The sequence below is a fragment of the Arthrobacter sp. H5 genome (genome assembly GCF_000520595.1).
GTDB lineage: Bacteria > Actinomycetota > Actinomycetes > Actinomycetales > Micrococcaceae > Arthrobacter_D.
In genome coordinates, this window is the sequence record NZ_KI915007.1 from 1 (window position 1) to 21,691 (window position 21,691).

Below are 21,691 nucleotides of genomic sequence, written 5' to 3' on the forward strand. Positions count from 1 at the left end.
CAACGATGGTCTGGTGGGTCCGCAGCGGCCTGCCAGCCCAGTTTCGGGTGATCTGGGCGAAAAGACGATGCTCGATTTTGTTCCATTTGCTGGCGCCCGGGGGCAGATGGCAGACGGTGATCGTCAGGCCTGTTTCGGCGGCGAATTTGGCCAGTTCAATCTTCCAGGCGCGGATGCGGCTGCCGTTGGACCCGCCGGAATCGGCGCAGATCAGCAACCGGCCGACTCCCGGGTAGCGGACTTTTCCGACGGTTTTCCACCAGGAGCCCAGTGTGGCCACGGCGAAGGCCGAGGTGTCATGATCCGTTCCGACCGAGACCCAACCGGTATTGGCCGAGACATCATAGATTCCGTAGGGGATGGCCTTGCCCAGATCCTTGTCCATGAAGTCGTGGACGCTGACCCGCTCGGGGGCCCCGGAGTGCTCATACTGGCGCCCGGCATTTTTGAAATCCCCGACCAGCTCCTTTTTCTTTGTGTCGACGGAGACCACCGGCTGGCCCGCCTCCATGTGTTCACCGACCTGCCCGGCCAGGTACGTGAATTGGGCGTCCCGGTCTTCGTGCTGGGAGCCTTCGGTGACTTTGGCGTTGGACTGCAGGCTATAGCCCGCCTCGCGCAGCATCCGTGCCACGGTCCGGTCTGAGACCGGATGCCCGGCCTCGGTCAGCGCACCGGCCAGGTTGCGGGTCGAGCGGGTCGTCCAGACCAGCGCCGACATTGGGTCTCCCCGCGTTCCCGGGTCCACCAGTGCCTCCAGCTCGGCAACCAGCGACGGATCAGTGGTGGCCAGCTTCTTCCGGCCGCCGCCAGGTGCCCGCACCCGCGACTGCGGCCCGGGATTCCCCGCCATCTCTCGGACTCCGCGGGCAATGGTATCGGGATGGACCCCGGTCGCCATGGCCATCGCCTTGATCCCGCCACGCCCCAGCCCGGTTGCCTCCACCCCCAACAACAAACGGCGCTGCCGCTCGTCCAAATGCGGACGCAACACCGTATACCTCTCTGTCGCTGACTCCACCAACTGCTCACCCACGGCCATAACACAATCCTAGAGCCGACACACCATAAAACCTAAGTTATTATGTCGCGAGTCCTCAGGAGCAATATTGATCAGCGCCTCCAGCCCGGCAGCTTGCAGCGGGTAGTCGTGAGCTTCGAGGATCTGCACAGGTTCTTTGCTGACCTGGACAGTGACCCAAATGTAAACGTCGGTGATGGGCCGTTTATCTAGGGCAGCGGCCAGGAACATCGACGTCAGCAGATCCTCTGCTTTCGGATCGAAATAGGCGTCGGGTTTCGCACCAGGTACACGAGATCCCGACGCGAAATGCTGGGTTAGCCGTGCCGCTTTATCTTCGTCGGTCACGTAAGACAGAGGATTCCACCACCAGGTAGGTTCTTCCTGCGCAATTTTCTGAGGGTCGAAGATCCACACTGGAGCTGACACTGCGCGGACCCCACGGGTGGCATCAACCACGTCACGCTTGTTTGAGGTTGAAATGACCGCACCGGGAGCATCCAGGATCGCCAGGATAATCCGGGCCGAGGACTTACCCGTTCGCGGCCCCCAAATGTCGATGCTGAGATCTTCCCAGGACTGGTAGAACGTCTGACCGGTGGAGACAACCGAGCCGACAACAATCCCCGGACTATCCTCTACACCCAACCGCTGCGCCGTGGCCTTGACACCACGTTCGGAGAACGTGGCCAAGTCTTTGCCCCGGCCCATGTACCGGGCAGCTTTATCAACACGAGCTTTCTTACCCGAGCGCTTCACCGACAGAATCCCGAACGGCACCACCAGCAGCACCAGGGCCACACCCATACCCATAGCAATAAACGTTGCCTGTACCGGCCAAGGGATCTCGCCCTTGAAAAGCCCCGCTATCAGTTCTATCGGGTGGGCCGGCGGTGCACTGATCCCGGCCAACGAGGAGCCCCAGTGCGCGGATACCCACGCCCCGCCCAGGAGCGCCGCAGCTAAGCCCATCACCGAGAACAAAAGAATGCCCTCGGTATAGCTCCCGGACGTACCTTTACGGTTTGGTGCGCTCATGCCGAATCTCCTGCCGTTGGCGGATCTACTGGTGTTTCGGCCATAAGGGATTCACCCTCAGGCGCGTCATGCCAGCGCTTATTTGTATCGTTGAGTTTCGCTTCAACACTGGTCAGCCCAATGTGAACGGGGATGCCGGGCCGTCCGCCTACTTTGATGAGGAACTTGCCGCGCCCGGGCGGTTCCACGTCCACGCCGCGTGAGTCCCACGCGGGCGGATCTTGCCAGGACACGAGTTTTTGCTGTTCCTGCCGTGAGAGCGGAATCGCTTTGGTCAGCAACGCCATTTCCGACGCCGGAAGGCCACCACAGATGACCATGCCCGAGCGCTCCACAAACCCTTGCGCCTTCATCCGGTCCTCTTCGGCTGGCAGGGCCAGCAGGTCACTCATCGTGTGGGAGATCATCACCTGTCCCACACCAACAGAACGGTTCAGGCGGGTCAGCGCGTCCACCCGATCCACCATGCCCTTACCGGCCCGCAGCGCCCGCCACAGCTCATCGAGGACCACGAAATAGTGACGGCGAGGCTCCAACCCCGCATCAGCAAGAGCGTTCGCGACGTTGACGGTACCGAAACCGTAGGACCAGCACGCCAACAGCACAGCGGCTTGGAGATCGGTTTCGGTCTCGTCAATAGAGGAAACATCGAACACCACGGCCCGGTCCCGCTGCATGGGATTAGTGGTGTGCCGGAGAAAATCTCCCCCAGCTTGCCGCCACCCGTGAGGCCCAGCAGGGTTGCCTCCAGTGCCCGCGTCTCAGCCTGATAGAGCGGCCAGTCTCCCCGATTGAGGGCAACTTGCTGCAACTCATCCGGACCGTCTTGGATTACTTTGAGTAGATCCCCGAGTACGGGAACACCTTCAAAGTGCTCATCGAGCCAGCGCAACGCCCGGTCGAGAATGGTCTGTTCCTGATCGGTAGGAGGCTGGTTCCGGCTGATCGTAATCAGTGCGACCACCATATTCAGGCGCCGCCCGTGCGCATCAGCACGGACCCGCACAGCAGCATCCTCGTGGCCTTCGCCCTCGAGGAGCTGCGCCACTTCAATAGCCTGACCAGGATCAAGAATGTTCAAATATCCGCGGCCTCGGCCGAGCGTGATGACTTGCCCGCCAGCAGCTCTCACCAGGTCAACGTGTTCACCCTTCAAATCCCCCAGCACCAAAGGGTTAACACCTTGCCCGGCGAGGCCGAGCATCATCCGGCGGACCAGCGTGGACTTACCCAAACCCGGCTTGCCGAGAATGAACGCTGACGGGTTAGAGATCAGCCGTGCCCGCTGAAACCAGCTAATCGGATCACAGCAGACCGTGGCCTGAGTTTCCTCATGCCGCCCAATCGGCACACCAATCATGGGCGAGGACGTACCCGAGGAAAACGGCCACAGCCCACAGACCTGCACTGTCGTTCCCCGGTACTCCCGCACCGAGGGAACCAGCGCCGCTGCGCCGCCGCCACGGCCACGCCAGCCACGCGCACCAGGTACTTTCTCCCGGATCACAGTGGCTTTCTTCTGCTTCTTCTTTTTCGGCTCCAACGGAGCCGCTTTGTGCTGGTTCTTCTGGATCTTCGTACGCGCCATTTAGAGCGCCTCCCGAATCTCAGAGGGCAACAGGACGTGCTTAGGCAGCACCAAGCCAATCGGCAGGGACGCCGCAAACGCGGTATCTTGGCCCCCATAAGCGCGGCGTAGCAGCAGCCGTGCAGCACCGGAGGTTTGCTCAATGGCCGCAACCGCGTCCGGTAGCCGGTCCAAACCGTTGACCGTGGCCGTGACCACCAGGCCGAAGTTCACCAACCCCGCACCCTGAGCCTCTTCTGATGCGGTTTGCGCGGCCGAGCGTGCATCGACCAGTGCACGGGCTGAGGGCCGGTTACCAGAGGTAATCCGGACATTGGCATTGTTTTGATCTCGTTCGACCAGCTGAGCCGCCCGGGCCGAATCCATCGGACGGTACAGCAGGGTCACCCTTTTGCGGTCCACATCCCCATGCGGGGCCAGAAGCTTGGAAAGTACGTTGGCATGGACCGAGCCACGCGGAGCGCCACTCATCGTCCAGGACGCCGAATATGCGCCCTCATGCCGGTAGTTCTCCCAATTAGTCTGCGCACCGGAGGGGCCGACCTCACCCCAGGTGAGTTCTACCGGGTGTCCGGCGGCGTGTGCCTCATCAATGACCAGTGCCGCCGGTGGATCATAGGCAACCCGGACAACCTCACAGAGTTCCTGTGCAGCCATGGGACGGGCGATACCCGCCCCGGTGGCCTGCAACCGCTGCGACAACCCGGGAAGCCGTGAGGCGAGATCCTTGGCGACTTCCTCAGGCTCGCGTTTCCGGGAACCGGAACGCATAGTGGCATTGAACGTGAGGGTGATCCACGCCCGGACCGTCGCGGAGCCTTCCGGATACGTCCGGATGACCTCACGCAGCATTTCCTTGGCAATATCCGGTGCGTTCACGTCAATGTTCATCTCAACTTCATTGCGGAGCCGGTAGCCCGAATCAGGGGCCGTCTCCACCGTTACGGAAGCGGCCTCAATTCCGGCCTCATCACCAAGGGCTGAGATCCAGCCACCCCAGTTCGATACCCAGGCATCGACCTGTTCAGGATCGACCATTGACGCGCCGTCTGGTTCGGTGGAGAAGATCACCGTGTAGTGACTGGTGGTTGGCATATGGAGCATGGCGAATTTGCGGTTGTAGGAGTCCTCAAATTCATACAGCCGGGATTTCGAGGCGATGCCGGGGAGTTGGTCCATGCCCCAGTCAGTGACTCCGAGAGGGCCGGAACGGTACAGGTTCGTCCCTTTGCGCCGGGAGCGTTTGAACGCGGCCCGGGCACCTGCCCGATCCACAATCGTTTGACCGTGCTTGTCCTTGATGGTGAGCAACACGAGGCCGATACCAAAGATTCCCATTACGCCGAGGCCGACGAAAAGGTTCCAGATTGCGAAAGAGATAATCCCGAACACCAGGCCGACGAGGATCAATCCCGTGCCGATGGCACCGAAGTTTCCCAGCCCGGCTGAGCGGGGAATCCGCCAATTTCCGTATGTCGGTTCCTTGTAATCACTTACTGTTGCTGCCACTTGGACCATCCCCCGCTGCTTCGTCTGAAACCTTCTTTACTGCGTCCGCGCCCTTGGACGCAGCGGACACCGTTGCTCCTGCAGCCGCACCCACCGGGCCCGCGGCCGCGCCGGTTTTTGCTCCTGCTGCACCGGTTGCAGCGCTGCCACCGCCCGTTCCGGCTCCGGCCATGGCGGGAACACCACCGGCAGGCGCACCCGACGGTTCACCGGATGGACCGGTACTCTTGCCGCTGGTTGATCCCGGAGTTGGTTTGGCTCCACCGGGACCGCTGCCCGTAGTCGAGCTGCCTGAAGGTGAACCGGAGGATTTACTGCCGCCTCCCCCACCGTCGGTGTTTGACTCACCGGTGGTGCTGCGGCTGGGCGGTGTTGGTGTTGCGTTGCCGCTTCCACGTCCTGCTGCACCGAGGGATCGTGCACCGGAGGGCAGCGCGGCCGCAGCCGCTCCCAGTGCTCCTGCGGCCATGCCGCCTCCACCGCCGGCGACGGCTCCCACCATCGGTGTCACGAAGCGCAGCAACGCCGGCAGAGCAAGCAGTGCGACCACCATCAGTGCGATGCCGGTGATCGTGTTCAGCAGGATATTGGCCCCGGCGGAGACGCCGTCTATCAGTCGGAAAGCGACCGCGTACACAATGGCCGCCGCGGGTTTGTAGAGGATGAAAGCCAGCGTCCAGCCAATGGTTTTCTGGAACCACTGCTTACCCATCTCCGTGTTCGTGAACGCCGCCGTGGTCGGCAGGATCCCCGCCAGAATGACGAGCATTCCGCTGCGGACCACCATCAGCACGATTTGGGTTATCGACGTGATAATTCCGATCAGCCCCAGGATGATCAGCATGAAAACGGCTACTTCTCCCTCACCCATAATCAACATGGTCTGAATGGCCGTGGCGAACCCGTTCCCGTCCGTGGCCTGGTCGATGATCCAGGAAGAGAATCCGTCGGCGGCCACGATCAGGAAAGCAATCACGGCGAGACCCATGCCTGAGACAAGGGTCAGGGTCAGTAGGGACCGGACGAGCTCACGGATGGGCGCGCCGCGCTGCTCCCAGACCATACGGGTGCCGCCGACGATGACCGCCAGGACAGCCAGTGCTGCCGTCCAGTACCAAAGACCATCCTGCAAAAACGCAACCGTTGGTGAACCGGTTACACCGTCATTCGTGGTCAGGTTGCTCGTCGGCATATCAACCCAGAACGTGGAAAGTGTTGTGACTATCTGGGACAGCGCAAAGGTGATCGCGCGAGCCAAATTCTCGATTCCATCACCAACAGCGTTACCGATCCAGTCCCCAGCTAGTCCGCCGCCTTGGCACATGAGATCAAGAGGTAGGCAGACTTTTTCCTCATCCATCTCAGGTCCCCGACCATGGAATGTAGTTGTTCAGGTCATTCACTGCTGGATGCCAGGGTTTCCCGTCTCCGGAATGACCAACTTCCAGTCACCGTCCTCCCATTCCAGAGGTGTAGGGAGTGAATCAAAGGCGCCTTCTTCGGTTTCGACACCTAAGTCGATAACTGCCGATTCCCCGTCATAACGCTGAATCTGGAAGCCTTGAATCTGCAGTTTGGGGGCGTTTCCGCTCCCGACTCCGGACCCTGCTTCGATCTGTTCCAAAGCTCATCACGGGCAGTGCTATCAGTGGTCAGGTCCGTGTAGAGACGTGTTGTGTTGCCGTAGAAACCTTCAGCCCAAATTTTCGCGGCGGCGAATAACGCGCCGGTTGGTGTTTGGGCGAAGCAAGACCGGAATCCACTGTCGTCGGTCACACCCGGGCCTGCGGTGTCCGGGGCCTCCGGAACGGCCATGGTTCCGACGAGTTCCCAGTCGCTTTCGGGGGCTGCGCCCAGGGCCGTTTTTTTGTTTCCCGGTAGCCCGCAGACGCTTTCCTCAGCTTCGTCCGCTCCACTGCGGGCCGCCTGGCTATGCCGTTACCTGGCGCTTTGAGGAAATTACGCCGGTGTTGAAGCCCGCCAGATTGAGCCCTCCGTGGAAGCGGGCGTGCTCGATCTTGACGCATCGATCCATCACCACGTTCATGCCCGCGGCCTCGGCACCGCGCGCAACCTCCTCGTGCCAGGAGCCCAGCTGCAACCACAGAGTCTTGGCCCCGGCCGCCTTTGATTCTTCCAGGACGGTGGGCAGGTCAGCGTGTTTGCGGAACACATCCACGATGTCCGGCTGCTCGGGAAGGTCCGCCAGCGACGCGTAAACCGGCTGGCCCAGGATTTCCTTGGCCACCGGGTTGACGAAGTACAGGCGGTATGGCGATGAGGACTGAAGGTAGGTTGCCACAAAATAGGACGCACGCGATGGCTTGTCCGAAGCGCCAACAATAGCGATTGACTGTGCGTTTCGAAGGATGTTCAACCGCTCCGGAGCGGAAGGCCCTTCCCATATGCGTGGTTCGCTGCTCATGCGCCTGCTCCTATCTGGTTGGAGGTCTCCACGCGCTCGTCCCTCGCTTGGTCGACCACCGGTGATCGACCAAGGCCGTCTGCGGCCGCGTGGAGATCCGTGGCCAGATTCAGCGCCTGATCCAGATCCCACAGAATGTCGTCGAGGTCCTCAAGTCCCACCGAAATGCGGACGAGGTCCTCCGGAATGCCGGCTGCCTCAAGCTGCTCGGGGTTCAGTTGCTGGTGCGTGGTGGATCCCGGATGGATCACCAGTGTGCGGGCATCGCCTACGTTCGCCAGATGCGAGGCGATCTGCAGCGACTCGATGAACACCTGTCCGGCGGCACGGCCGCCCTTCACCCCGAAGCTGAAGACCGAGCCCGGCCCTTGGGGGAGGTATGTCTGCGCCCTGTCGAAGTGCACGTGCGTCGGCAGGCCGGCGTAGTTCACGTACTCCACGCGCGGATCGGCGTCGAGCCATTCCGCGACTGCCTGGGCATTGGCCACGTGCTCGTCGACGCGCTGTGCCAGGGTCTCCACTCCCTGGAGCAACTGGAAGGCGGACATGGGGGAGAGGGACGGGCCGATGTCGCGTAACTGCTCGGTGCGGAGCTTGGTCAGGAACCCGTACTCGCCGAAGTTGGCCCACCACTGGATGTTGCCGTAGGAGGGCACCGGCTCGGTCATGGTGGGGAACTTGCCGTTGCCCCAGTTGAACCGCCCGCTTTCGACGACGACGCCGCCCAGTGTGGTGCCATGTCCGCCGATGAACTTGGTTGCCGAGTGGATCACAATATCCGCACCGTGTTCGATCGGGCGGATCAGGTAGGGAGTGCTCAGGGTGGAATCGACGATGAGCGGCACACCGGCGTCGTGCGCTACTTTCGCCAAGCCGGCAATGTCGGCTATCTCTCCCGACGGGTTGGCGATCACCTCGGCATAGACGGCTTTGGTGTTCTCCTGGATCGCGGCCGCGTAGTCCGCCGGGTCTGTTCCGGGGACAAAGGTAGTCTCAATACCGAACCGCCGCAGCGTTACATCAAGCTGCGTCACGGTTCCCCCGTACAGCTGGGACGCCGCAACAATGTGGTCTCCGGCCTGGCACAGTGCGGCAAAGGTGATGAACTCCGCGCTCATGCCCGACGCCGTCGCGACGGCGCCGATCCCGCCCTCCAGCGAGGCGATGCGCTCCTCGAACGCCGCGACCGTGGGGTTGCCTATTCGTGAGTAGATATTGCCGTACTTCTGCAGCGCAAACAGGTTGGCGGCGTCGTTGGTGTCCTTGAACACGAATGACGTGGTCTGGTAAATGGGCACCGCCCGCGCGCCATGGGTGGCGTCAGGTGTGCCGCCGGCGTGCAGTGCACGCGTGCGGAATCCGAAAGTCCGGTCCTTGCTCATACGTCCTCCATCGTCTCTGGCGGTAGCACCCTTCCGGCTCCAAAACGAGCGGGGGTTGCTGCGGCGTCAAAGAGCCAGATCTCTCGTGCCGCTCGGGATGGTCACCTTCCATAGTGGCAGTACGACGGCGCCGGTCCAAGATTGTTGCCTTGGGTTGCATTATGGGCGGACCAAATCGGGGGCGGCTGATCGTCAGCTTGACGTGGGGGCGGCCAGAAAACCAAGGGCCCCGTTTCGGGGCCCTGAACCCGGTAGCCGAAGCATCCGGGGGAGTGCAACCAGCGTACCAACTGAAGGCTCCGCCGATTGCAGCTGGTGCGCATCTTTACCGCCGCGACAGCACTGCTGCGATGCCGGGCACGCAGGCCTCGTTCTGCAGGGACGTGGTGTCGCCGAGCGGCGAGCCTTCGTACAGCTGTGTCAGCAGCCGCCGCATGATCTTGCCGGATCGCGTCTTGGGCACATCTTCAACAACGACGACGACGGCTGGCTTGGCAAACGGCCCGATCACTGCGGCCACGTGGTTGCGGAGGAGATCGGCTATCGGGGTCTCCACGCGCTCGCAAGCGCTCGCCTGGTCGACCACCGGGATCGCGCGGGTGGCGCTCGCCTGGTCGACCATCGTGGGTGAGACCACCGGGGACGTGAGGACAACAAAGGCGGCGATCGCGTGCCCGGTCAGTTCATCCGCGATCGGGCAGACGCCCGCTTCAACCACCCGCGGGTGCGCAACGAGAGCCGATTCGATCTCGATGGTGGAGAGCCGGTGTCCGGAGACATTGATGACGTCGTCCACGCGGCCGAGGATCCAGGTGTGGCCGTCGTCGTCGTACTTGGCGCCGTCGCCTGCCAGGAACCAGCCCTGATCCGCGAACTTTCGCCAGTAGGAATCCAGGTACCGCTGCGGGTTGCCCCATACCGTCCGTGCCATGGCGGGGCCGGGACGGTCCACCACTATGAGCCCGTGTTCGCCGGGCGCTGCTGGATCGCCGTCGTCGTTCACTATTCTGGTTCCCACGCCGGGCAGCGCCCGAGATGCGCACCCGGGCTTGAACGACGTGTCGGTCGGCGGCGGCGAGAGGATGGCGGCGCCGGTCTCGGACTGCCACCAGGTGTCCACCACTGGAGCCATTCCAGCCCCAAGGTTCTCCCGGAACCATCGCCACGCCTCGGGATTAGTGGCTTCACCGACCGTACCCAACACGCGGATGGATGAGAGATCGTACTCACCGGGCACGCCGTCCGGGAACCAGCCCATCAGGGAGCGTATCAGGGTGGGGGCGGTGTAGTAGCTGGTGACGCCGTACCGCTCGATGATCTCGAAGTGCCGGCCCGGGTGCGGCGTATTTGGCGTGCCTTCGTAGATGACCTGCGTGGCGCCGTTGGAGAGCGGACCATAGATTTCATAGGTGTGGGCGGTGACCCAGGCGAGGTCGGCCGTGCACCAGTGCACGTCATCGTCCCGCCCAGCTGGGTCGGGATCGCTGAACAGATACTCGAAGCTCCAGGAGGCCTGAGTCAGGTAGCCGCCTGTCGTGTGGACGAGTCCCTTGGGCTTCCCGGTGGTGCCGGAGGTATACATGATGAACAGGGGCGTCTCGGCGTCGAACGCCTGCGCGTGGTGCACGGGGGAGGCGGAGTTGACGGCGTCATGCCACCAGACATCCCGGCCCTCCTGCCAGGGAATGTCGCTGCCGGTCCGGCGAATTACAAGGACGTGTTCGACGACGGCGCTGCCCGCCACCGCGGCGTCGGCGTTAGCCTTCACCGGGACAGCGGAGCCCCGGCGGAACTGGCCATCCGTTGTCACCAGCAGTTTTGCGCCGGTGTCCTCGACGCGGAAGCGCAGCGCCTCAGCGGAGAATCCACCGAAAACCAGTGAGTGAATGGCGCCGATGCGGGCGCAGGCAAGCGTGATGACCACGGTTTCCACCAGCACAGGAAGATAGATGACCACGCGGTCGCCTTTGCCAATCCCCAGCGACTCAAGGGCGTTCGCAGCCCGGCACACCTCGTCCTGCAGATCGGCGTAGGTGACGGTGCGCCTGTCGCCGGGTTCGCCCTCGAAATACAAGGCAGGCCTGCCGCCGAGCCCTGCTGCAACATGACGGTCCACACAGTTGTAGGCCGCATTGAGCGTCCCGCCCGCGAACCATTCGATCCGTGGGATGGTGAGGTCGCCACCGGGGACCGGCCGTGCAGGCTCAAAGGTGTGCGCCGTGTGCCACTCCGACGCCCAATCCAGGCGGCGTGCCCGGTCCTCCCAGAACGCGATTCGCTCTGCTTCGGACAGCTGGCCGGTTTCCGTGGCCAGATTTAGGTCCATCGGCGGATCGCCCACCGTTCCGCGATGCCCAGCAGTGCGTCAGTGGTCTTGCCGATGATCGCGAGCAGGATGATCGTGAGGAACAGGCGATCAACCCTCCCGTTCTGTTGTGAATCGGTGAGGAGGAACCCGAGTCCCATCGAGGAAGCGAGCAACTCCGCCGCAACGAGGAACAGCCACGCCTGTGCCAGAGCAAGGCGCAGGCCCGAGAACAACGCGGGGATGATCGATGGTAACTGCACCTTGGTAAGGAGGCCGAGGCCCTTCAGCCCGAAGGCGCGGCCCGCCTCAACCAGGTTCCGGTCAACGTGCCGGAGTGCGAGGGAGACGGTGGTAAACACCGGGAAGAAGGCACCGATCGTGATGAGCGTGACCTTCGAATCCTCGTTGATTCCGATCCACAGGAGTAGCAGCGGAACCCAGGCCAGCGAAGGCACAGCCCGGATCCCTCCAATGGTGGGTCCCAAAAGGTTGTCAGCCAGCCGCGAAAGGCCGAGAAGCGCACCGAGAACGACGCCGAGAATCGCACCCACGGCAAAACCAATCAGCACCCGCTGCGTTGAGATGGCAATGTGGATGCCCAGCTCGCCGCGTTCAATCAGTTCGACGGCGGCATTGAACACGGCGGCGGGCGGCGGCAGTTGCACAGCGCTGAAGACGCCAACGACGGAGTTCAACTGCCAGCCGGCCAGGATCAGCGCCGGAACAATCAGGCCCAGTAGCAGCCGGACCGGGCGCCGGCTCAACAACCCGCCGGAACCTTCGGGCTGGTGGGGTGCGCCGTCGTCGTTCTCGGCTGTGGCCACCGTGACTCCAGTGGCCTCCAGAGCCTCCTTGCTGGTTGTCGTTGTTCTTTCCTGGGTCATGAGGAGGCCTGGATTGCGTCGGGATCGGCGTTGGTGACGAAGGAGTCGTCGAACAGGGAGGCAAGGGCCTCGTCGATCTGTTCCTGCGAGGACACGTCACCGGTTTCCACGAACACGGGGCCGATCTTTTCGAGGACTGCGCGTTGCGCTTCGCCTGGGGCGGGATCGACGTCGAGGTTGGTGCGTTCGATGATCACGGCATTGGCGAGCTCGACCTCGATTCCGGCTACGTCGGCGAGGATCTGAGCCGTTTCCTCTGGGTTCTCCTTAGCCCACGCGCGGGCCTTTTCGTAGGCGTTCACCACGGTCTGGGCGAGCTCGGGGCTCTCGGTAAGGAAGTCCTCGGTGGCGTTAAGGAAGCCGTAGGTGTTGAAGTCGATGTTGCGGAAGAACAGCTCCGCGCCATCCTGCTCGGCAGAGGCCATGATCGGATCCAGGCCGGACCAGGCATCCACGGAGCCGTTGTTCAGTGCCGCCCAGCCGTCGGCGTGCTGGAGGTTCTGCACGGTCACTTCGGACTGGTCGATTCCCGCGGATTCCAGGGCCTGCAGGAGGAAAAAGTAGGGATCGGTTCCCTTTGTGGCTGCCACTGACTTTCCCCGGAGGTCCTCGACCGACGTGATCCCCGAATCGGGGGTTGTTACCAGCGCGGACCATTCCGGCTGCGAGTAGATGTCGATGGCCTTGATCGGCGATCCGTTGGAGCGGGCGAGCAGGGCAGCGGAACCGGCGGTGGAGCCGACGTCGACCGCTCCAGCACGCAGTGCCTCGTTGGCCTTGTTCGAGCCGGCGGATTGGATCCAGTTGACCGTTACTCCCTCGTCCTCAAGATCTGCCTCAAGCCAGCCCTGGTCCTTGATGACCAGGCTCAGGGGGTTGTAGGTGGCGAAGTCGATGTTGAGTTCGGTGGCAGTGGCACCGCCCACATCGGTGGATGCGGCGTTCTCCCCGGCGAGGCATCCGGTCAGGGTGAGGCCGCCCGTTACGGCGAGCGCCATGCCCAGAGCTGCGCGGCGGCTGATGGAGGAAGGGCGGGTGCGGTTCATGGTTTTCCTTTGGGTTTGGTCGGGCAGTCATAGTGCGGACGGGCACGACGACGGTCAACGGATTGGGAGCGCTAGTGGCCTTTGACGCCGAGAGTGTTGAGAAGCGAGCTGCGCATTCTGGCCAGTTCAACTGAATTGCGGTCGCGCGGGCGGTCGCCCGGTACGGTCAAAGTCCGGGAAATGGAGGCCCCAGCTTGTGCCGGGTCTGTGCTCTTGTCCAGCACTATGATCCGATCCGCAAGCTGGAGGGCTTCGTCGACGTCGTGGGTGACCAGGAGCACGGTGGTGGGCTGGGCGCGGTGAATGTCCAGCAGGAGGTCCTGCATCCTGAGCCGAGTCAGAGCGTCCAACGCACCAAAGGGTTCATCCAGGAGCAAAACGCCGGGATTACGGGCGAGGGCACGGGCGAGCGCGGCGCGCTGGGCCATACCACCGGATACTTCGCGGGGACGGTGTTCGGCGAAATCCGCCAGTTCCACCAGGCCCAGCAATTCTTCCACCTTCGCCTTGCCATCCGGGGTGCTTGTTCCCTTCGGTAGCCCGATCGCGATGTTGGCGCGAAGCGAGAGCCAGGGCAGCAGGCGGGGTTCCTGGAAGGCGACCGCACATCGGTCGTCAATTCCATTGACTGGCGTTTCACCAATGAGTACCGCGCCTGAACTTGGAGCGTCCAAGCCGGCGGCGGCGCGAAGCAGGGTTGATTTGCCACATCCGCTCGCGCCGAGAATGGCGAGCACTTCGCCGGGTATCACCTCGAAGGTGATGTCCGTGAGGACGGTATGGGCGGCCGTACCCGAACCGAATGCCCGGCTGAGCCGCGAGAACGTCACAGGAAGAGCTTGCTTATGCGGCAGGGCTGGTGAACGCTGCTGCCGGGAACTGATAACAGTACTCATGAGGACTCCATCGGTCCTGGCAGTAGCACCCGTTCACCAAGGTGGCGGGTTGCTGCGGCTTCAACGATCCAGGTCTCTCGGCCGCTCGGGATGGTCAAGTTCCACTAAACGCTTTGCAATGGACCGGCGCAATGTGTGTCGTAACACTGAGTAGCTTGCCTGCATTGGCCCGTAAAGTCTCGGTGCTCAGGTTCGTTGACGCGCGTAGCTGAGTGCGACCGAGCTGCAGTTCCTCAGAGGGCGCACATCGGATTGGTTCCTATGGAGTTGAGTCAGCGTCTCCGCCCAGCACGTCCACGTGCACGTGGTCGAGGTGACGCAGGATCTCGTTGCTGGGCTCAGGTGCGTCGTAGTTGTGCCATTGCCCTCGAGAGATGTGTGTGCTCCAGAACCGGTCGTCAAAGATGACGTACTGGATGTTGAGGTCCTCTGCGTGAGCGACGAGCCAGTGAGCCAGAATCCAACCTTCACGCCGGTTCTCCTCAGCCACCGGGCGGAAAAAGATGTCAATGGCCCGCCCGTCGTAGTGCGTCGAGTCCGCACCGTGCCCCTGACCAACGCCACCATGGGCGAACCCGCCCAGGCTTTGGCTACCGAACACTTCGGTCATCGATTCACGTAACTGTTCGGCGCGCGGTGTCAGGCCCGTGGCAGTCAGCTGCTGTTCCTGAAGGTCACTCGCGGCTGAGCCTCGACAGGTCAAGCTGGGACCAGCATCTTCGGACGGCCCGCCGGTTAGCCGCTTCAACACCGCCTCGTCGATGCCGGAGATGTCCGGTGCGTCCATCCCGCGGGCCAAGAGCGCCACCGCCGTGGTGGCCAGCTGCGCCTCATCACGGTCGAGCCCCACTTCTCCCTCCGAGGTCTGGACGGTGCACTCAGCGATTCCTAGCAGCGAGCCGCCCTCGATGCGCAAGCCGCTGAGCAAGCTGGGCCCGAGGAGTACCACTGCTGACGTGAGCAGCCCGAGCAGCAAAAGGTACAAAAGCACCCGAACGGGGTGGCGTCGGCCACCATGCGTCTCGGTGGGCATCACGAGTTCAGACGTCTGTTTGCGATGACGCGCCTTTCGCTGCGGTGAAATGTTCCAGGAATAACGGAGCAGGGAACTGCTGAATATTTAATCGACGGCTGTTTAATCAACGGCTGGGGCTTTTAGTTCCCGCGTGGCTGGGCCGCACTACCTATTGTCATCAGTTTGATGAGTGATAGGCGCTCGAAGGCGCGTGGTGCGGCAATACCGGCAAGGGAACCGGTGCCCGGTTCGCAGTCAGCTGTTCGCGAACATCGATCTTCCGGGCGACGATGGGCCCCCGCGTTAATTGTGCAACAGGCTGTTTACTCTTGAATCGCTCGTTCCAGGCGGACGCGAAAGCCCTCATGTACTGCGGGATGCTGCGCGACAGTCCGGCCATGTCGGGAAAGCACCTCATCGGAGATGTTCAATCCGTTCTTCCGAGCGCCAACCTCGTGGAATGGTTTTCTGAACCTCCCGTTCGCGGCCCTTCTGATGTCTTCCTACTTCTCAGGCATCCCTGACGAGCTGCGGGAAGCAGCTCTCGTAGACGGCGCGTCTGAAGCCAAGACTTTCCTGCTTGTCATGCTTCCAGTGGTGAAACCTGGGCTTGCGGCGGTAGGAATTTTCACCGGCATCCTGGCTTGGAATGAGTTCCAAATGGGCCTCACCCTAACGTCAGGCGGAGAGACAGCTCCTGTCACCGTTGGTATCGCAGGGCTGCTTCAGCCGTATGCCGTCACCTGGGGAGAAATGGCAGCTGCGGGAACTCTCGCCGCCATCCCGATCATCGTCATGGCCATTTTCGCTAATCGTCAGATTGTAGCCGGGCTCACAGCCGGTGCAGTCAAAGGCTAATGAATCACTGCAAAGGAGCAACAAATATGAAGAATCCCCGTTTAGTCGCCCTCATCGGAACCGTAGGTCTGGCAGCCTCGCTCGCCGCCTGTTCAGGGGGCGGAGGCGGAGGGGGTGCTCTCGGATCAGGTGAAACGGTCACTGTAATCACCAGCCAGGCGCCCTGGAACCCGGCATACGACGCCGTTGGCGCAGCCTACGAAGCCGAAACAGGCGTGGACGTCGACCTCCGCTCATTCCCCAACGATGAAGTCAAAACCCAGATGCTCAACGACGCACAAACTGGCACTCATAACTTCGATGTCTACCAGGTCAACGAAGTCGACATGGCACAGTTCAATGTCAGCGGGCTGCTCATGCCATTGCAGGACATCGACCCTGACTACCAACTCGATGAAGAGATCTTCACCTATGGCGGACTTCCGTATTGGGACGCAGAAACGAAGACATTCACTGAGGAAGGGGTACTGACCAATGTCCCCCTACTGGGAAACCTGCAGGTATTCATCTATAGGTCCGACATCTACGAGCAGTTGGGATTGGAAGTCCCTGAAACCTGGGCCGACACGATAGCCAACGGCCAGGAAGTGATCGATGCCGACGCTGCACGCTACGGCTACATCCAACGGTTCCAAGGCGTCCCCGGCACTCCTCAAGTGACCTACGACTTTGCCGGCATCCTGCTCGGTGAAGGCGGCAACTTCTTCCGCGAACAAGGAGTCGACTGGACGCCAGCTGTGGATTCCGAAGAAGCTATCCGCGCAGCCACGATCTTCCGGGAGCTGGCACAATTGGGCCCGGATGACCCCAAAGCCGTTGGGCAAGCTGAAGCAATCGCCGCCATGCAGGCAGAAGATTCGGCCCAGCTGAGCGTCGTGGCCGCAGCCGCCAACAGCATGAACGATGAAGCCAACTCCAATGTCATCGGCAAGGTAGGTTTCGCGGAACTTCCCGGAAGAATAGCGGCGACCGGAACCTGGAATCTCGCGGTTCCAGCCGATCTTCCGGAAGAGCGTACCGGACCTGCGCTCGATTTCATCAAATGGGTGAGCTCGGAAGAAGGCATGGAAGTCTTCGTGGAAGCAGGCGGGATTCCCACACGGTCTGATGCGTATGACGCTGATGGTATTGAGGAATCGGCTCAGGAGTACCTGGATGTGGTTCGGTAGGCGTCAGAGACTGCACAGGGCCCGTTCAGATTCGAATTCATGGGTGAGTTCCTTACCGTTACCGAGCCGATTCTGGCTGCCATCGCCGCCGGTGACGTGAGTCCTGAAGAAGGCATGACTCAGATGCAAAGTGAACTTACTGTCGTCGTTCAAGAGGCCGGCTACCCCATGAAATGACGGACTGGTGTCCTGGCACGTAGAAGGTGCCAGGACACTGACCCGTTGGCCGTACCGTACCGAACCACGAAGGAACCCCATGCACCCCCAGCAACCCAACATCGTGCTTATTCACTGCCATGACCTTGGAACGTGGCTCTCCTGCTACGGAATGTCCTCCATTCCCAGCCCAAACCTCCAGCGACTGGCTGATCAAGGCATAGTTTTCGACAAAGCTTTCGCGACTGCACCACTATGCACACCGGCACGCTCGTCTCTTTTTACCGGTCTCCTTCCGCATCAGAATGGCCTGATGGGTCTGACTCATGCGGGATGGCAATACCGCGCTGGTATCGAAACCCTTCCCGAAATGCTTGGAGAACAGGGCTACCATTCGGCGTTGATCGGACTTCAACACGAAGACTTCGATGCCCGGGTCCTTGGCTACGACGAAGTGCACGGCCTTGGGTTCGTTCCACGCGCATTGGAAGTAGCCAAGAGAGTCGACTGGTGGTTCGAGCAACCGCACCCCGATCAGCCGTTCCTGCTCACTATCGGGATGTGGGAAGTGCACCGGCCGTGGCCAGTCGAAGACTACGAACCATCAGATCCGAACCTGGTTGATGTGCCGCCCTACCTTCCGGATAATGCAGACACACGTCAGGACATCAGTGAATTTCATGGCGCCATCCGGCAGATGGATGAAGCTGTAGGCCTCATGCTGGAATCTCTCGAGAACTCTCCCTACCGGGACAACACCCTTGTCATCTTCACAACTGATCATGGTGTTGCGTTCCCGCGGGCTAAGAGCACACTATGCGACTCGGGAGTGCAGGTTGCACTGATCGCGCAGCTTCCACGCCAATGGAACGCACCTGCTGGACGGAGAGACCACATCGTGAGCCATCTAGATATCGCTCCCACCCTGATAGAACTGGCCGGCGGGGTGCGGCACGATGAATTGGAAGGCCGAAGCTTCCTGACCGTCCTCCAGGAATCGGAAAGTCCGGTGCAGGAAAGGGAGCTAGTTCTCGAAAAGACTTACCACGATCGGTATGACCCTATCCGCGCACTCCGAACGCCAAAAGCGAAGTACATCCGCAACTTCACAACCGGGCCTCGTCTTCCCCTTCCAATCGACCTTGAAGAAAGTGCCACACGTCGAGGATTCGGAGACAGCCACCTGTCTGAACGACCTATCGAAGAACTGTATCTGCTGGACAAGGACCCGTGGGAACTCAATGATGTTTCATCGGATCCCACTCATGATGACCTCAAATCTGCTCTGGCGGACCGCCTGCATCATCATATGGTCCGTACGGATGATCCCTTACTGGAAGGAGTGGTCGCCACGCCGGAGCAACCTATACGAGCTCAACCGAACCGTGTCTCCGCTGGATAGAGACAAGTAGAGAGAAGCTGACGTTGTGGAATTGACTTGGTGTCGGTCGTTCGTTGCGGTGCATGAACTTGGGGGATTTTCCGCTGCCGCTCGGTCCCTGCACCGCGCCCAGTCGCGGGTCAGCGCTCATATCGCTTCGCTGGAATCTCTACTCGGCGAATCCCTTCTGAACCGCGACGTTCACCCGCCGACGCTCACTTCCGCCGGTGAGGCGTTCCTGCCCCACGCCCGTGGAGCTATCGCGGAATGGACAGCCGCGCAGGCAGCAGTCGTAGCAAGGACAGGCCGGGTGAGCGGATCTGTAGCAGTGGGCAGTATCCCGAGCGTTAGCTCCCAGATCCTTGCACCGTTATTCGCCCGGTTCGCCAATATGCACCCTGAAGTTACTTTTGAAGTTCATGAAGGCCCAAATAGTTGGCTCGACGATGCCTTGACGCATCGGATGGTGGAACTGACCATTCGTCCGATGATGGAAGAACAACCATTGGTGGGTATAGATCGCCGCTCGCTGTTGACCGACCCTTTTGTGGTCGTGCTCCGCCGTGATGACCCACTCGCCGGAAAAGAAAAGGTGTCTCTTCAGGACCTGAAAAGCTCCGCAGTCATCACAACAGGAGAGGCGGGTCTCGATGCTCGAATAGGACGCGAATATCATCAATTGCTTGCCGAAGTCGGGGTTGACCGAGAACGCAGTATGGCAGTAACCCAGCCGACCACCGTGTTTGCGTTCGTGAAAGAAGGACTGGAATAGGAGTCATCGGGCTACTCGCTGCACGGATGATGTGTGATCCCGGACTGGTCTGGAGACCAATCCGTGAAGATTCGGCGTCTCGACAGATCGGTATCCATTGGGCTCGCACCCGCCAACTCTCACCCGCCGGGGCAGTGTTCATGCAAGCACTGAAGAAATTTCTATCCGACGAAGTAGCCCAAGGACGTCTGCACCAACCGAACGGCATAAACCCTACTCATGGAGGTTCCGGTAAATGAACTTCTCGGCACCAGGAGGATCGTGCTGTACTCCTGACATTGCCCGTGCGCCCACGGCGGTGAAAGGCATAGCGTTCAAGGGTAGGGGCAGCCATCAGGTCGAACAGCGAATGCTGCCCAAGGCCTCCTTTCTTATGGGAGATTCCACTGGCGACGGTAATCCTGTCGATGGTGAGGAGCCGGTACATACCGTTGTTGTCGGCCCCATCGAGATGGACGCAACGACAGTGACTAACCTTGATTTTGACCGGTTCGTGTCTGACACCCACTACCAAACCGACGCCGAAAGGTCGGGCGTTTCGGCGGTCTTCCATTCCCTCGTCGTCGCCCCCGTCGAAGATGTCGTGGGCCGAGTTCGCCAGTCACCCTGGTGGGCGGGAGTCAGCGGTGCCGACTGGCGGAGACCCTACGGTAGGGAATCGAGCATAGAAGGCCTGGAGGATCATCCGGTGGTACATGTGTCATGGAATGATGCCATGGCCTACTGCGAATGGGCAGATCGTCGCCTGCCCACGGAAGCGGAATGGGAATATGCTTCCCGCGGAGGTCTACAGGCGAAGCGCTATCCATGGGGTGACGAACTACCTGGTGGAGGTAAGTGGCCGACCAACATATGGCAAGGTGTCTTTCCCGCACAAAATTCAAAGGATGACGGGTGGGCTGCCACCGCGCCGGTGCGTTCCTATAAGCCTAACGGTTTCGGTCTATGGCAAACCGTGGGAAATGTGTGGGAATGGTGCGCTGACTGGTTTGACACGAACTATTACCGATCCTCACCTCAGCAGAATCCGAAAGGCTCTCCACTAGGTAAAAGCCGGGTCCTTAGGGGAGGCTCCTACCTCTGCCACGACTCATACTGCAATCGCTACCGCAATTCAGCCCGCTCACACAACCGTCCAGAATCAACCTCGGGAAATGTCGGCTTCCGGACCGTAGGTCAAGCCAATTGAAACGGCGGAATCCGCGCCGCGGCCGGAGTGCAACGCAACGAGCAACACAACGACGAATGTGCCCAGCCAGGAAATACTCAAAGAAGGTTTTCGCCGTGGCAGTTTCGAGTCACGAATCCTCTCTGGCGGAACGGAGCCGGATCCCCGTTTCACTCTCGCCAATGAGCGGACGTTCCTGGCCTGGATCCGTACCTCGCTAGCGATGCTGGCAGGCGGAATTGCTGTCGAAGCGTTCACCACCGACATCTTTGTGCCCGAAATCCGCAAGACCGTCGCGGTTCTCCTCTTGTTCCTCGCACTGATCATTGGGGGAGGATCCTTTTTCCGGTGGCTCAATGTCGAACGCGCCATGCGCCGCAATGCTCCGCTTCCTCTGCCAATGATCGCGCCTGTCCTCGCGGCCGGCGGGGTCGTCGTAGCGCTCGTATTTATCGTATTCGTGATCATGCGACCGGCCTGAAGCATGCGCCCACCCAGAGACAGTAAGACCAACCCGGAGCATATGGACACTGGCCTTCAGCCGGAACGAACCGACCTCGCCTGGAGCAGGACCACTCTCGCGCTGATAATCGCAGCGGCGATATTCCTACGCTGGATGCCCCACCACGGCTGGTTTGCCGGGGTCCTAGTCACTGCAGCAACAGCGACAGCCATCACCATAAATCTGACAAGGAAACACCGCTTCCGCCGCGCCGTACTCGGCATCAACAACGAGCGGATGCCTGCGGACCTGATCTCCACAGGCTCTGTAGCATCAAGTGTCGTCGTGCTGGCCGCTGCTGGAATCTTCACCGTGCTATTCCTTCCGCTGCAGTAAATCAGAGGGGCCGACGTAATGGGATGTTATCGGCCTTAAATGATGTCGGATTGTTGGCAAGGCGGGCCGCGCCCTTCGGACTCCTCGTGCTTTCTAGGTGCTGAGGCGTGCCTACGTCACCCCGTGCGGGTTGCTGTCTTTAACGGAGTATCAGGAGCTTGAGCTGATGGAAGTGATTGTAGAGTCTGTGTTCTGGGTTACATAGTGAGTACTTCGCTGGGCCTATCGTGGTTTCTA

At 61.1% G+C, this 21,691-nt stretch carries 20 protein-coding genes, 1 pseudogene and 2 riboswitches; of the genes and pseudogenes, 8 read left to right on the forward strand and 13 right to left on the reverse strand.

Annotated elements, in window-relative coordinates; all coding sequences use genetic code 11:
• The 13 genes and pseudogenes from Y708_RS0115100 to Y708_RS0115160 form a co-directional block, all read right to left on the reverse strand.
• Positions 1-1,042 (reverse strand): ISAzo13 family transposase (locus tag Y708_RS0115100; protein ID WP_035776554.1); only part of this gene is annotated, 1,042 nt, incomplete at its 3' end.
• 9 nt (positions 1,043-1,051) lie between these two features.
• The gene (locus tag Y708_RS25445; protein ID WP_051479040.1) at positions 1,052-2,059 is read right to left on the reverse strand and encodes a type IV secretory system conjugative DNA transfer family protein; all 1,008 of its coding nucleotides are present in this window, start codon (positions 2,057-2,059) and stop codon (positions 1,052-1,054) included.
• Positions 2,056-3,647: pseudogene (locus tag Y708_RS25450) on the reverse strand (DUF87 domain-containing protein). Before Y708_RS25450 ends, Y708_RS25445 begins: the two are co-directional and overlap by 4 nt.
• Positions 3,648-5,156 (reverse strand): SCO6880 family protein, encoded by a 1,509-nt coding sequence (locus Y708_RS0115115; RefSeq protein WP_028280572.1) that lies wholly within the window; start codon positions 5,154-5,156, stop codon positions 3,648-3,650. It lies immediately after the preceding pseudogene.
• Positions 5,137-6,516 carry a TrbL/VirB6 family protein gene (locus tag Y708_RS0115120; protein ID WP_253905836.1) on the reverse strand — a complete coding sequence of 460 codons (1,380 nt, stop codon included), beginning with the start codon at positions 6,514-6,516 and terminating at the stop codon, positions 5,137-5,139. Before Y708_RS0115120 ends, Y708_RS0115115 begins: the two co-directional genes overlap by 20 nt.
• A gap of 39 nt (positions 6,517-6,555) precedes the next feature.
• Positions 6,556-6,780: a DUF8175 domain-containg protein gene (locus tag Y708_RS27630; protein ID WP_028280574.1), complete on the reverse strand. Its 225-nt coding sequence runs from the start codon at positions 6,778-6,780 to the stop codon at positions 6,556-6,558.
• Positions 6,781-7,086: 306 nt separating this feature from the next.
• Positions 7,087-7,581, reverse strand: coding sequence for a CoA-binding protein (locus tag Y708_RS0115130; protein ID WP_028280575.1), 495 nt, complete (start codon positions 7,579-7,581; stop codon positions 7,087-7,089).
• Entirely contained in the window at positions 7,578-8,963 is a 1,386-nt protein-coding gene (locus Y708_RS25460) for an O-acetylhomoserine aminocarboxypropyltransferase/cysteine synthase family protein (protein WP_253905837.1), read from the reverse strand. The genes Y708_RS0115130 and Y708_RS25460 overlap by 4 nt, the downstream gene beginning before the upstream one ends.
• A gap of 4 nt (positions 8,964-8,967) precedes the next feature.
• Positions 8,968-9,067, reverse strand: a riboswitch (SAM riboswitch).
• Between the two features lie 221 nt (positions 9,068-9,288).
• Complete coding sequence (gene acs / locus Y708_RS25465) at positions 9,289-11,289, reverse strand: acetate--CoA ligase (RefSeq protein WP_051479047.1); 2,001 nt, start codon at positions 11,287-11,289, stop codon at positions 9,289-9,291.
• Positions 11,280-12,155, reverse strand: a complete 876-nt coding sequence (locus Y708_RS0115145; protein ID WP_028280576.1) for an ABC transporter permease — start codon at positions 12,153-12,155, stop codon at positions 11,280-11,282. The genes acs and Y708_RS0115145 overlap by 10 nt, the downstream gene beginning before the upstream one ends.
• On the reverse strand, positions 12,152-13,201 hold the full coding sequence (locus Y708_RS0115150; protein WP_035776555.1) for an aliphatic sulfonate ABC transporter substrate-binding protein: 1,050 nt from the start codon (positions 13,199-13,201) through the stop codon (positions 12,152-12,154). The genes Y708_RS0115145 and Y708_RS0115150 overlap by 4 nt, the downstream gene beginning before the upstream one ends.
• A gap of 71 nt (positions 13,202-13,272) precedes the next feature.
• Positions 13,273-14,097, reverse strand: coding sequence for an ABC transporter ATP-binding protein (locus Y708_RS0115155; RefSeq protein ID WP_028280578.1), 825 nt, complete (start codon positions 14,095-14,097; stop codon positions 13,273-13,275).
• Between the two features lie 4 nt (positions 14,098-14,101).
• A riboswitch (SAM riboswitch) is annotated at positions 14,102-14,194 on the reverse strand.
• Between the two features lie 162 nt (positions 14,195-14,356).
• Positions 14,357-15,088 (reverse strand): VldE C-terminal domain-containing protein, encoded by a 732-nt coding sequence (locus Y708_RS0115160; protein WP_035776556.1) that lies wholly within the window; start codon positions 15,086-15,088, stop codon positions 14,357-14,359.
• 447 nt (positions 15,089-15,535) lie between these two features.
• Here Y708_RS0115160 and Y708_RS25470 point away from each other — a divergent pair, with 447 nt between their 5' ends.
• From Y708_RS25470 to Y708_RS0115195, 8 genes are all read left to right on the forward strand, one after another.
• Positions 15,536-15,970, forward strand: coding sequence for a carbohydrate ABC transporter permease (locus Y708_RS25470; protein ID WP_081746856.1), 435 nt, complete (start codon positions 15,536-15,538; stop codon positions 15,968-15,970).
• Between the two features lie 26 nt (positions 15,971-15,996).
• On the forward strand, positions 15,997-17,139 hold the full coding sequence (locus Y708_RS0115170) for an ABC transporter substrate-binding protein (RefSeq protein WP_028280580.1): 1,143 nt from the start codon (positions 15,997-15,999) through the stop codon (positions 17,137-17,139).
• Positions 17,140-17,178: 39 nt separating this feature from the next.
• Positions 17,179-17,316: a hypothetical protein gene (locus Y708_RS29325; RefSeq protein ID WP_155853895.1), complete on the forward strand. Its 138-nt coding sequence runs from the start codon at positions 17,179-17,181 to the stop codon at positions 17,314-17,316.
• Positions 17,317-17,395: 79 nt separating this feature from the next.
• Entirely contained in the window at positions 17,396-18,697 is a 1,302-nt protein-coding gene (locus Y708_RS25475) for a sulfatase family protein (RefSeq protein ID WP_051479042.1), read from the forward strand.
• Positions 18,698-18,722: 25 nt separating this feature from the next.
• Complete coding sequence (locus Y708_RS0115185) at positions 18,723-19,448, forward strand: LysR family transcriptional regulator (RefSeq protein WP_081746860.1); 726 nt, start codon at positions 18,723-18,725, stop codon at positions 19,446-19,448.
• A 349-nt stretch (positions 19,449-19,797) separates the two neighbouring features.
• Complete coding sequence (locus tag Y708_RS28540) at positions 19,798-20,637, forward strand: formylglycine-generating enzyme family protein (RefSeq protein ID WP_081746862.1); 840 nt, start codon at positions 19,798-19,800, stop codon at positions 20,635-20,637.
• A gap of 58 nt (positions 20,638-20,695) precedes the next feature.
• On the forward strand, positions 20,696-21,097 hold the full coding sequence (locus tag Y708_RS0115190; RefSeq protein WP_081746864.1) for a YidH family protein: 402 nt from the start codon (positions 20,696-20,698) through the stop codon (positions 21,095-21,097).
• Positions 21,098-21,139: 42 nt separating this feature from the next.
• Positions 21,140-21,454: a DUF202 domain-containing protein gene (locus Y708_RS0115195; RefSeq protein WP_253905839.1), complete on the forward strand. Its 315-nt coding sequence runs from the start codon at positions 21,140-21,142 to the stop codon at positions 21,452-21,454.
• Positions 21,455-21,691: the final 237 nt, after the last annotated feature.